10 protein-coding genes are annotated in these 12,390 nt (G+C 42.4%); all 10 read right to left on the reverse strand.

Going from position 1 to position 12,390, the window contains the following annotated elements; genetic code table 11:
• Window positions 1–345: 345 nt before the first annotated feature.
• Complete coding sequence (gene purB, locus ASU35_RS07330; RefSeq protein WP_058352372.1) at window positions 346–1,779, reverse strand: adenylosuccinate lyase; 1,434 nt, start codon at window positions 1,777–1,779, stop codon at window positions 346–348.
• Window positions 1,780–1,791: 12 nt separating this feature from the next.
• A complete protein-coding gene (purF, locus tag ASU35_RS07335) occupies window positions 1,792–3,228 on the reverse strand; it encodes an amidophosphoribosyltransferase (RefSeq protein ID WP_058352373.1) in 1,437 nt (478 codons plus the stop codon).
• A gap of 79 nt (window positions 3,229–3,307) precedes the next feature.
• Entirely contained in the window at window positions 3,308–4,018 is a 711-nt protein-coding gene (gene purC, locus ASU35_RS07340) for a phosphoribosylaminoimidazolesuccinocarboxamide synthase (protein ID WP_058352395.1), read from the reverse strand.
• Window positions 4,019–4,121: 103 nt separating this feature from the next.
• Window positions 4,122–5,339 carry a glycoside hydrolase family 3 protein gene (locus tag ASU35_RS07345; RefSeq protein WP_058352374.1) on the reverse strand — a complete coding sequence of 406 codons (1,218 nt, stop codon included), beginning with the start codon at window positions 5,337–5,339 and terminating at the stop codon, window positions 4,122–4,124.
• A gap of 11 nt (window positions 5,340–5,350) precedes the next feature.
• On the reverse strand, window positions 5,351–6,718 hold the full coding sequence (locus ASU35_RS07350; protein ID WP_423229972.1) for an MATE family efflux transporter: 1,368 nt from the start codon (window positions 6,716–6,718) through the stop codon (window positions 5,351–5,353).
• Window positions 6,718–7,413, reverse strand: a complete 696-nt coding sequence (locus ASU35_RS07355) for a peptidoglycan recognition protein family protein (RefSeq protein WP_058352375.1) — start codon at window positions 7,411–7,413, stop codon at window positions 6,718–6,720. The genes ASU35_RS07350 and ASU35_RS07355 overlap by 1 nt, the downstream gene beginning before the upstream one ends.
• Window positions 7,414–7,427: 14 nt before the next feature.
• Entirely contained in the window at window positions 7,428–8,882 is a 1,455-nt protein-coding gene (gene guaB, locus ASU35_RS07360) for an IMP dehydrogenase (protein WP_058352376.1), read from the reverse strand.
• A 128-nt stretch (window positions 8,883–9,010) separates the two neighbouring features.
• Window positions 9,011–9,520: a DUF6106 family protein gene (locus ASU35_RS07365; protein ID WP_058352377.1), complete on the reverse strand. Its 510-nt coding sequence runs from the start codon at window positions 9,518–9,520 to the stop codon at window positions 9,011–9,013.
• 736 nt (window positions 9,521–10,256) lie between these two features.
• On the reverse strand, window positions 10,257–11,879 hold the full coding sequence (gene groL, locus ASU35_RS07370; RefSeq protein ID WP_058352378.1) for a chaperonin GroEL: 1,623 nt from the start codon (window positions 11,877–11,879) through the stop codon (window positions 10,257–10,259).
• Window positions 11,880–11,903: 24 nt separating this feature from the next.
• The gene (locus ASU35_RS07375) at window positions 11,904–12,191 is read right to left on the reverse strand and encodes a co-chaperone GroES (RefSeq protein ID WP_058352379.1); all 288 of its coding nucleotides are present in this window, start codon (window positions 12,189–12,191) and stop codon (window positions 11,904–11,906) included.
• Window positions 12,192–12,390: the final 199 nt, after the last annotated feature.

Here is a 12,390-nt window from a genome sequence, read left to right on the forward strand (position 1 = left end):
TCATAGATTTTGTCGCTCGCCGGGCTTCGCCCTGCTCCGCACTTCTTCGGCTTACGCCGTGCTGCAAGCTCCAAAATCATAGATTTTGTCGCTCGCCGGGCTTCGCCCTGCTCCGCACTTCTTCGGCTTACGCCGTGCTGCAAACTCGAAAATCATAGATTTTCTCGTTCGCCGGGCTTCGCCCTGCTCCGCACTTCTTCGGCTTACGCCGTGCTGCAAGCTCCAAAATCATAGATTTTGTCGCTCGCCGGGCTTCGCCCTATAAAAATAGACAGTTGCAATCCCGTCTGCGAGCAGCCGGTTTGCTCCTGCCTATTTTTGCACGGCTCATGCTCTATACGCACATTATACATTAATTTGTGCTTTTAAGCCAAGCAAATCTTTATTTTTTTCTAAAATAGGGCTGATTTCCTGTTCGATGAATTCTTCTACCTGCTCTTTTGCACGGCCTGTGTAGAGCTCTGGATTCATGGATTCCTTTAACTGCTCCAGACTCATGTTGAAGGCCGGGTCAGCTGCTATCAGCTCTAACAGGTTGTTATCCAGACCCTTTTCCTTTACGTTACGTCCTGCTTCCATAGAAAGGGTACGGATTTTTTCATGCAGCTCCTGACGGTCGCCACCTGCCTTTACGGCGTCCATCATAATATTCTCCGTTGCCATAAACGGAAGCTCTGCCATCAGATGCTTTTCAATTACCTTTGGATAAACCACAAGGCCATCAACTACATTTAAATATAAGTCCAGAATACCATCAACAGCTAAAAATGCTTCCGGTACAGAAAGACGCTTATTCGCTGAATCATCCAGGGTCCGTTCAAACCACTGGGTAGCTGAAGTAATCGCCGGATTCATCACATCTGCCATTACATACCGGGAGAGTGACGCAATTCTTTCGCTCCGCATTGGATTTCTCTTATATGCCATGGCAGAAGAACCAATCTGGGTCTTTTCAAATGGCTCTTCAATTTCTTTTAAATGCTGCAAAAGTCTGATATCATTAGAGAACTTATGAGCACTGGCTGCAATGCCTGCCAGTACATTTAACACACGGGTATCCACTTTTCTGGAATAGGTCTGTCCAGATACAGGGAAGCTGTTTTCAAAGCCCATTTTTTCAGCAATTTTCTTATCCAGGGTTTTAATTTTCTCATGGTCACCTTCAAACAGCTCCAAAAAGCTTGCCTGAGTTCCTGTAGTTCCTTTAGAACCCAACAGCTTCATGTTGTCAAGAACATGTTCCAAATCTTCTAAATCCAGAGAAAGCTCTAAAAGCCAGAGGGAAGCTCTTTTGCCAACAGTCGTTGGCTGTGCCGGCTGGAAATGGGTAAAGGCCAAAGTTGGAAAATTTCTATATTCCATGGCAAAGGCTGTCAGCTCATTCATGACATTTAATAGCTTTTTCTTAATCAGCCTAAGTCCTTCTGTCATAACAATGATGTCCGTATTGTCACCTACATAGCAGGAGGTTGCTCCAAGATGGATGATTCCCTTTGCCTTCGGACACTGAACACCATAAGCATACACATGGGACATAACGTCATGGCGTACTACTGCTTCCCGTTCCTTTGCCACCTCGTAATTAATATCATTCTTATGGGTCTTAAGCTCTTTAATCTGCTCCTCCGTAATCGGAAGTCCCAGCTCCTTTTCTGCTTCTGCCAGAGCAATCCAGAGTCTTCTCCAGGTACGGAACTTCATATCCGGTGAAAAAATGTACTGCATTTCCTTGCTGGCATACCGTTCTGACAACGGGCTTACATATCTGTCATTACTCATATCGAATTCCTCCTATTTTTCAAAATCACCACGAATGTCTTCAGCTGGCGGCTCTACCGGATAGTTACCGGAAAAGCAGGCATCACAATAATTCCTGTCGCCACATACCAGCTCATGAAGCCGTTCTCCATCCAAAAAGCCTAAGGAATCTGCTCCCAGCCTTTGGCAGATTTCATCAAGAGTATAATTGCAGGCAATCAGCTGATCGCAGGACGGAACATCGGTTCCAAAATAGCATGGATATAAAAATGGTGGCGAACTGATGCGGACATGTACCTCCTTCGCACCGGCATTCTTTAACATCCGCACGATTTTTTCACTGGTAGTGCCTCTTACAATGGAATCATCCACCATAACCACACGTTTTCCCTTTACGACCTCCTTTAAAACATTCAGCTTTATTTTTACTGCAGATTCCCGCACTGACTGTTTTGGCTTAATAAAGGTGCGTCCGACATAACTGTTCTTTACAAAAGCAGCTCCGTAAGGAATCCCTGTCTCCTGGGCAAATCCCATCGCTGCTACATTACCAGAATCCGGTACCCCTACTACAATGTCAGCTTCAACCGGATGCTGCTGGGCAAGAATACGCCCTGCCATAATCCGGGAATTATATACGCTGACACTATCCACATAGCTGTCCGGTCTGGCAAAATAGATATATTCAAAAATACATTTTGCTGCCTTTTCCTGGCACATCGTTGTATCAGAATGAATACCGTTTCTATCAATGGTTATGACCTCTCCTGGAAGCACATCGCGGATAAATTCTGCATCAATGGCATCCAATGCACAGGTCTCAGAAGCAAGAACATAACGGTTATCCCGTTTTCCAATGCACAATGGACGAAAGCCAAAGGGATCTCTTGCACCAATCAGCTTTCTTGGGCTCATAATAACAAGGGAATAGGCACCCTTAAGCTTTTTCATCGCATTTCTCACTGCTATCTCTACTGCATCTGCTTTTAAACGCTCTCTTGCAATCAGATACGCAATTACCTCAGAGTCAATCGTTGTCTGAAAAATCGCTCCTGTATAGGAAAGCTCCTCCCGGAGCTCCATGGCATTTACCAGATTGCCATTGTGGGCCAGTCCCAAAGTTCCCTTTACATAATTTAAAACCAGCGGCTGCGTATTTTCCGCACAGCTGGCACCGGCAGTAGAATAACGCACATGGCCGACACCAATATTTCCAACCAGACCATCTAGCTTTTCTTCATTAATAACCTCATTTACGAGGCCCATACCCTTGCAGGATACTACCTTTCCTTTGGGTCCTTCCGTATCACTAACCGCGATACCACAGCTTTCCTGTCCCCGGTGCTGCAAAGCAAATAATCCGTAATAAATAGAAGAAGCCACGTCCTGATGATCTAAGTCATACGCACCAAAGACGCCGCATTCCTCATGTAGTTCTCCTTCTATCATTTCACTGATATTTCTGTTCATTCCATGCCTTCCTTCCGAAAACAACAGTGTCCAGAAGCTTCTCCACGGGAGCCTCCGGACACCGTCTGTGCTGCTTAATTTATTTTACAAGTCCTATTCTTTTTGAAACCTCAATATAAGCATCCTCCACGCCGCCCAGATCTCTACGGAAACGGTCCTTATCCAGCTTTTCATGAGTCTTAATATCCCAGAAACGGCAAGTATCCGGTGAAATCTCATCTGCCAGAATAACCTGTCCTTTATAGCGGCCAAATTCAACCTTAAAGTCAATTAACTCAATACCACATTCAGCAAAGAACTTCTTTAAGAAATCATTCACCTTAAATACAAGCTCTGTAATCCGGTCAATTTCTTCTCTGGTAGCTGCTCCAATCGCAATTGCATAATAATCATTAATCATTGGATCCCCCAGGTCATCATTCTTGTAGCTGAATTCCAGAGTAGGTGCTAAAAGCTTTGTTCCCTCTTCAATACCAAGCTTCCTGGAAAAGCTTCCTGCTGCTGTATTTCTTACAATTACTTCTAAAGGCACAATTTCTACTTTCTTAACTGCCGTCTCGCGGTCACTTAATTCTTCCACAAAATGGGTAGGAACACCTTCCTTTTCCAGCATCTGGAATAAGTAGTTGGTCATACGATTGTTGATGACACCCTTGCCTGCAATCCTTCCTTTTTTTACTCCATTGAATGCAGTTGCATCATCCTTATAATCTACAATCAGAACATCCTCAACATCGGTTTTATATACTTTCTTTGCTTTTCCTTCATAAAGTAATTCTAATTTTTCCACAGTGAACACCTGTCCCTTTCTTTTGATTTACACTTTTCATTATAATCAACGTTCGGGGTTTGGCAATAGGTTTACTTATTAATTTTTCTAATTCGATTAATAACTAATCCGCAATCAGGTCTGTATCCATTGGAATCAGGCCTCGTTTTACTTTGGTGCGGATAACCCGGGTTACACTTTCGTTAATTCTCTCTTCTCTGATTTTTCCTTCATTTACAGCCTCTAAAACAGCATTATATGCCTCATCTAAATCTACCGGCATCAGCACTACATCCATACCTGCCTTGATAGCCCTTACTGCTGCCTCTCCCGGCTCATAAACCTCAGTAATGGCTCCCATATCCATGGCATCCGTAATCGCAATACCGTCAAAGCCCATCTCCTGTCTTAATATCTGTTCAATAATCAGAGAAGACATAGAGGCAGGCTCCACCGTACCAGTTACACGACTGATAGATAAATGAGTTACCATAACGCAGTCTGCACCTGCTTTAATTCCGGCATTAAACGGGAGAAATTCTACACTTCTAAGACGGTTTAAATCATTTTCCACATTCACCGGGCCCTGATGGGAATCACCGCTGGCATCTCCATGTCCCGGGAAATGCTTTAAGGTCGCACTGATATTCTGCTCCTGCATTCCCTTTACCACCTGCTCCACTAAGGCTGCCACCCTCTTAGGGTCATCACCAAAGGAGCGATTCCCGATTTCCGTATTGAAGCTATTGGTTTTTACATCAGCTACCGGAGCAAAATTAAGATTAAAGCCTAGCTCCTTGATTTCACTGCCAATGGTTACACCCATGTTATATACATATTCTTCGTCCTTTATTTCTCCGATGGCATCCATGGTCGGAAATTTCGTTGTCCGCATATTCGTATTGTTAGCAATTCTCGCAACACTTCCGCCTTCCTCATCTACGGAAATAAACAGCGGTATCCCCGTATTTTCCTGGAGGTCAGCTATCAGCTTTTTCGTCTGCTCCCGGTCTGTCATATTTCTTGCAAAGAAAATAACGCCGCCCGGCTTATAAAGATTTAGCGTGTCTGCCATTTCTTCCGTAAATTTCTGATGCTCATAATAGCTTCCCTTGCTTGTATCCAGAAGCTCCAGATTTACAATAAACAGCTGACCTATCTTTTCCCGCAGTGTCATGCCGCCTACAATATCCTTTGCCATACCATCGATCACAACATCCGTAAGCCTTTCGGGCGCAGCCGTCGGCGTTGCTTCTGTACTCTTTGCCGGCTCCTTCTGACATCCACTAAGTAAAAGACTCACTGCCAGAACGCCTCCCAGCACTCTCCACATTTTTTTCATTGTATTTCCCCTTAAACAATTTTTCTAAGCCACAGCTTCTTCCTGTAACGAATGAAGCCAAGTATCAGCTTGTATACCTCTTCTGCCATTACCATAGCATAAACAATATAGATTGGCAACTGTAAAACCATTCCACCTAAAAATGCCAGAGGAATACCAATAAGCCATACTCCGGTAGTATCTAAAAATAAAGCTGCCTTAGTATCTCCACCACTTCTTAAAATTCCAACAATATTGACATAGTTGAAATTTTTTGCTGGAATATAAAGGGTAAACACTGTAAAACAGCCTCTGACGAAGCCTGCTACTTCCTCAGATACAGCGAACATACCAAGCATCAATTCTCTGGAGCCAGTACAGATTCCCATTGCGGCCAGTGATAGTATAAACTGAAGCAGAATAAAATTTTTACCATATTCATCCGCCCGCTTTAAATCACCGGCACCCAGAATATTTCCCAGAATTACAGCCGTTGCCGCACTTAAGCCCTGGAATACTACCTGGTATACCTGCTCTACTGACTGACAGATAGTAATAGCTGCTACTGCCCCATCTCCCATTCTTCCATAAACCAGGGAATAGATGGTAACTCCCAGCCCCCACATAAACTCATTGGCAATAACGGGAGCTGCCGTAGCAAAAAACTTCTTTACAAAATGTCCTGATAAGGAAAGCATCTCCCGGAATTTTGCTGCAGCTGGACTTTTCTTAAGATAAATTACAAAAATCAAGCTAATACATTCCATCACACGGGCCATCAGAGTTGCTAAAGCTGCTCCTGCCACTCCCAGCTGTGGTAATCCCAGCCTACCGAAAATCAGTCCATAGTTCAAAATGACATTAGCCACGATAGATACCATACTGATTATCACTGGAGCCATAACCTGGTTTGCTGCCCGCAAAATAGCAATATACCCCTGGGTAACTGCTGTAAAGGGATAGCTGATACAAACAATAACCAGGTAGGTGCAGCCAATGGCTATCGCCTCTGTACCCGGTGTAAATATCCGCATCACCATATCCGGTATAAAAATTGCCGGCACCATAAATAACAGTGCACCTGTTACTCCCAGCAAAAGCGTCATTCCAAGAACACGGTGCAGGTTGGAAATATCATCCTCACCATAGTACTGTGCTGCCAGAATACCGGCACCACTGCAAATACCAAACATTAAAAGAGAAAACACAAAAAACACCTTATTTGCCAGTCCTACTGCTGCAATCGTACTTTCTCCCAGCTGTCCAATCATCAGCGTATCTACCATATTTAACACATTATTCAGCAACGCCTGTACCGTTACCGGTAATGCAATAGAAAGGGTTTTCCGCATAAATGCTTTATCTGTAAGCATTATCCTTGCACGCCCCAGGATATTCACTACTTTTCACTCCTCTTCTCCTCAATATAATCAAACACATCTATCTTCAGCTCTGCCCATTTATCTTCGTGCTTTACATAATATCTTGGACAGTCCTTACCAGTCACATCATAGTGCCGGATAATATTCTCCTCCTTTAAATTGTATTCTCCGCACAGCCAGGCTAAAAGCTCTACTAAGGAACGATAGGTCGCCTTTGTAAACTTACCACTTTCATCCTTATGGCAGCATTCTATCGAAATCGTGTCCAAATTCCGCTTATTTGATGCATAGGCAATCTCATCCAAAGGAATGCACTGGACAATCGTCCCATCCAACCCGATAATAAAATGGCTGCTCACCTTTGTCCTATGGCTGTCCTTTAAGCCTTCAAAATAATTACGATTTGCCTCGGCATCCGTCCCAGGATTTGCCGTATAATGGACTACGATTCCATTTACTTCTTTTAATGCTGCCTGTGGCCTTGAATATTCATTTGGGGTTAGAAAAAGCTCTGTAATCTCAGGCTTTTCAATCAGATAGGTCTTGCGAAGCACAGGAGAGACTCCCGGCTCATTTTTACCTAAAAGCCTTCCCAAGAGCAGACAGACGCAACTAAGCACTGCTATCCCGCTAAGGACAACAGTGCCTAATATTGTAATCTGTCTGATTCGCTTTCTTCGAAGCCATTGCTTTTTTGTCAGTCGTTTTTTCATTCCAGATTCATCTCTTACTCATCTACGCTGTAGTTTGGTGCTTCCTTTGTAATATGAATATCGTGTGGATGACTTTCCTTTAAGGAAGCAGCGGAAATCTTTACAAAACGTCCATTCTGCTTTAAATCCTCAATCGTACTGGTTCCACAGTAGCCCATACCGGAACGTAAGCCGCCCATCAGCTGGAATACTACATCTTCTACCGTACCCTTATATGCCACACGGCCTTCTACACCCTCTGGTACCAGTTTCTTAGCATCTGCCTGGAAATAACGATCCTTACTTCCATTCTCCATCGCTGCAATAGAACCCATACCACGATATACCTTATATTTTCTTCCCTGGAACAATTCAAAGGTTCCCGGACTTTCATCACAACCAGCAAAAATGCTTCCCATCATACATACATTAGCACCTGCTGCGATTGCCTTTGTCATATCTCCAGAATACTTAATACCACCATCAGCAATAATCGGCACTCCATATTCCTTTGCTACCTTGTAGCAGTCCATAACTGCAGTAATCTGTGGCACACCGATACCTGCAACAACACGGGTTGTACAGATAGAACCAGGTCCAATACCCACCTTAACAGCATCTGCACCTGCTTCAATCAAATCGCGGGTAGCCTCACCCGTTGCAACATTACCTGCTATTACCGGTAATTCAGGATATTTTTCCTTAATCATCTTGACACAACGGATTACATTGGCAGAATGTCCATGGGCAGAATCCAGTACAACAACGTCTACCTTTGCATTTACCAAAGCTTCTACACGTTCCAGCACATTAGCTGTAATACCGATAGCTGCACCGCATAACAGACGTCCCTGGGCATCCTTAGCAGAAAGTGGATACTTAATCTGCTTTTCAATATCCTTAATTGTAATCAGACCCTTTAAATTAAAGTCCTTGTCCACAATCGGAAGCTTTTCCTTTCTGGCCTTGGCAAGAATTTTCTTTGCTTCCTCCAGAGTAATACCCTCCTGTGCAGTAATCAAGTTCTCAGAGGTCATAGATTCCTTAATCTTCTTAGAAAAGTCAGGCTCAAACTTTAAATCACGGTTAGTAATAATACCTACCAGCTTCTTGCCTTCTGTAATAGGAACACCGGAAATTCTGAACTTTGCCATCAGATTATTTGCATCCTCTAAGGTATGCTCTGGTGAAAGGAAGAATGGGTCTGTAATAACGCCATTTTCAGAACGCTTTACCTTGTCTACCTCTTCTGCCTGTGCCTCAATAGACATGTTTTTGTGGATGATACCGATACCACCCTGTCTTGCCATGGCAATTGCCATTCTGTGCTCTGTTACGGTATCCATTCCTGCACTCATCATAGGGATGTTCAGTTTAATTGTTTTTGTCAAATAAGTGGTTAAGTCTACCTGATTTGGAATAACCTCTGAATAAGCTGGAACCAGCAGAACGTCATCAAAGGTAATACCTTCACCGATAATTGTTCCCATTTTTTTCTTCCTTTCTAAGCTTTTGTTCTAGGTTATAAAACAAATTGTATTTAGTTAAGAAGTATAACGAATATTTTCAGGAATGTCAACACCGCTGACCCCAGATTTTTATTTTTTCAATTAAAAATCTATTTTTCTCTTATCTGTACCTTCCGTGGAGCCTTTGTCTGCATTGACTGGAGCATCCGCTCTGATGGTTCAAAATAGACCTTCGTCTTCTGTTCCTTTACCATACATAGCATAACATATCTTTTATGCTGTGCATTTCGGGAGGAAAAATCTATGGTTTTTGCATCATGCCACCCCTGGGCTGTATGGGATTCCTCTGGAGCAATTGCCTCTACCTGACCAAAATCCACCTGAAGAAGCGTTTTTCTCCGGGCTCCTCCCATAATTTTATCAAAATCCACCTGCCCATCACAGAAAATATACTCATATTCGTATTTGAAATTAGGAAACCAATAAATAATTACAGCGAAAACAGCGACTGCCGCTATCTTAATCAGAAAATTAGTCGCCAAAAATACAGCAACGAAGACCGCTACCACACCAAGCAAAGAAAGTCCCGCTTGGATTGCCAAATCCTGTCCACTCAGCTTTGGCTTACATCCTGCCTCTGCATATAACTGCTGTTCCATAAAAATCCTCCTTGTAAACGTATTCTATCTGTATTATAACCACTTTCTTCCTTTTTTTCAATCACTAAGCACTGCCTGTTAAAATTTTGGGTTATTGCATAAAAATAATTTAATATTGTAATTTCTTTTATGCAACAGACAGGTTCTGTAAAGTTTTGCTTGCGATAGCTCGCTCCTTCTCAACTTCTCCTAAGATGTTCTATATAAAATCTCAGGAGAGCCTTCGATTTTAAGAACATCTAAGGAGCGATTTTCGAACTCGCTTCCGCAATATCGCAAGCAAAATCTTTACAGAACCTGTCTGGTATCAAAGAACTTACATTTACTAAAAGCTTTCTATGTAAAAACCAAAATTTTATTATTCCACATAAAAATCCAGCCTGGGAAACTCTAATTATTAATTGATAGACTTTACCAGGCTAAAACTTTATTTAAAATACTAAAAATTTTGATTTATCACGGAAATATGTTTGCAAGGAAAGAAAGTAAAGCTTGCAGTAAACAAAAGAGAGATTTCTATAAAGATTTTATGTTTGATATTGCGAAAGCGAGTCTGAAAATCCAGAGCTTAGATATTCTCGTAATCGAAGGCATTCCTGAGATTACGTTAGAATATCTTAGCTCTTAGTTGAAGAGGAGCGAGCTATCAAACATAAAACTTTATAGAAAATCTCTCTATTATTTATTACTTACTTTATTTTTCTTTTTAAAACATATTACTGGGGTAAATCAAAATTTACATCATACCCATTCCAGGGCCGCCTGCTGGCATTGCTGGAGCTTCTTCTTTGATATTTGCTACAACAGATTCTGTAGTCAGTAAGGTAGAAGCTACGCTGTTTGCGTTCTGCAGAGCACTTCTTGTAACCTTTGCAGGGTCAAGGATACCTGCAGCTACCATATCTACATACTCCTCGGTCAATGCATTGAAGCCAACGCCCGGATTAGCCTCTCTTACCTTGCTTACGATAACACTGCCCTCCAGACCAGCATTTGCTGCAATAGTAAACAGTGGGTATTCCAGTGCCTTCAGGATAATAGAAGCACCTGTCTTCTCATCACCCTCCAGACCTGCAACCAGCTTTGCAACCTCTTTAGAAGCGTGGATGTAAGCAGAACCACCTCCTGCGATAATACCCTCTTCTACAGCAGCTCTTGTTGCAGCTAACGCATCCTCCATTCGGAGCTTATGCTCCTGCATCTCTGTCTCAGTAGCAGCACCTACACGGATAACAGCTACACCGCCTGCCAGCTTAGCAAGTCTTTCCTGTAATTTTTCTTTATCAAAGTCAGAGGTACTTTCTTCAATCTGCTTTTTAATAGAAACAATTCTTCCCTCAATAGCAGCACTGTCACCTTCGCCATCTACAATGATGGTATTTTCTTTCTGAACCTTAACAGATTTTGCACGTCCTAACTGATCTAAGGTAGTTTCCTTTAAATCAAGGCCAAGCTCATCTGTAATTACCTGTCCACCTGTTAAGATTGCAATATCCTCTAGCATTGCCTTTCTCCTGTCACCATAGCCAGGAGCCTTAACAGCAACAACAGTGAAGGTTCCACGCAGCTTGTTAAGTACCAGGGTAGTCAGAGCCTCGCCCTCAACATCCTCAGCAATAATAAGAAGCTTAGCACCTGTCTGTACTACCTGCTCTAACAGCGGAAGAATCTCCTGGATATTGGAAATCTTCTTGTCCGTAATCAAGATGTATGGATTTTCCAGATTTGCTTCCATCTTATCCATATCCGTACACATATAAGCGGAAAGATATCCACGGTCAAACTGCATACCTTCTACTAAGTCCAGCTCCGTCTGCATAGTCTTGGACTCCTCAATGGTAATAACACCGTCATTGGAAACCTTTTCCATAGCATCAGCTACCATCTCACCAACAGTCTCATCACCAGCAGAAATAGCTGCAACCTTTGCAATCTGCTCTTTTCCTGTAACCTTAGAGCTCATGCTGCGGATAGCATCTACAGCACACTCGGTAGCCTTCTTCATACCTTTTCTTAAAATAATCGGGTTAGCACCTGCTGCCAGGTTTTTCATACCCTCATGAATCATAGCCTGTGCTAAAACAGTAGCAGTTGTTGTACCATCGCCGGCTACATCATTTGTTTTAGTAGCAACCTCTTTTACCAGCTGGGCCCCCATATTTTCAAAAGCATCCTCCAGCTCAATTTCCTTTGCAATAGTAACACCATCATTTGTAATTAATGGAGCTCCAAAGGACTTATCAAGAACTACATTTCTTCCCTTTGGTCCTAAGGTTACCTTTACTGTATCTGCTAATTTATTTACACCAGCCTCTAAAGCTGTTCTTGCCTCTGCTCCGTATTTGATTTCCTTTGCCATAATTTCATTCCTCCAATTTCAATATTAGTCTTCTACAATAGCAACGATATCATTCTGCTTTACTACGATATAGGTCTCATCCTCTAATTTTACTTCTGTTCCTGCATATTTAGAATAAATTACCTTATCGCCAACCCTAACCTGCATGGTAACCTCTTTTCCGTCTACTACCCCGCCAGGACCAACGGCAATAATCTCAGCCTGCTGTGGCTTCTCCTTTGCCTGACCTGGTAATACAATACCGGACTTGGTAGTTTCCTCTGCCTCTAATTGCTTTAATACAACCTTATCTCCCAATGGTACTAACTTCATGACAATTCCTCCTTAATTTTTCTTTTTTCTATATATTTCATGGTTATTAGCACTCGCTCTCCTTGAGTGCTAACCGATAAGCATATATTAGTTAATTTGCTTTATAAAATCAAATTCTGGATTCCCTCTATTTTCCTCCTTTTTCTAATTAATCTTTTATTATCTCTATTTTTCTCTTGTTTTCTCACTTTTATGATTT

The sequence above is a fragment of the Acetivibrio ethanolgignens genome (assembly GCF_001461035.1).
GTDB classification, from domain to species: Bacteria; Bacillota; Clostridia; order Lachnospirales; family Lachnospiraceae; genus Velocimicrobium; species Velocimicrobium ethanolgignens.

Excerpts from the sequence above, each read along its gene's own strand:
- purB (WP_058352372.1), bottom strand. The coding sequence starts at position 1,779 with ATGAGTAATGACAGATATGTAAGCCCGTTGTCAGAACGGTATGCCAGC.
- purF (WP_058352373.1), bottom strand. The coding sequence starts at position 3,228 with ATGAACAGAAATATCAGTGAAATGATAGAAGGAGAACTACATGAGGAA.
- ASU35_RS07345 (WP_058352374.1), bottom strand. The coding sequence starts at position 5,339 with ATGAAAAAAATGTGGAGAGTGCTGGGAGGCGTTCTGGCAGTGAGTCTT.
- ASU35_RS07355 (WP_058352375.1), bottom strand. The coding sequence starts at position 7,413 with ATGAAAAAACGACTGACAAAAAAGCAATGGCTTCGAAGAAAGCGAATC.
- guaB (WP_058352376.1), bottom strand. The coding sequence starts at position 8,882 with ATGGGAACAATTATCGGTGAAGGTATTACCTTTGATGACGTTCTGCTG.
- ASU35_RS07365 (WP_058352377.1), bottom strand. The coding sequence starts at position 9,520 with ATGGAACAGCAGTTATATGCAGAGGCAGGATGTAAGCCAAAGCTGAGT.
- groL (WP_058352378.1), bottom strand. The coding sequence starts at position 11,879 with ATGGCAAAGGAAATCAAATACGGAGCAGAGGCAAGAACAGCTTTAGAG.
- ASU35_RS07375 (WP_058352379.1), bottom strand. The coding sequence starts at position 12,191 with ATGAAGTTAGTACCATTGGGAGATAAGGTTGTATTAAAGCAATTAGAG.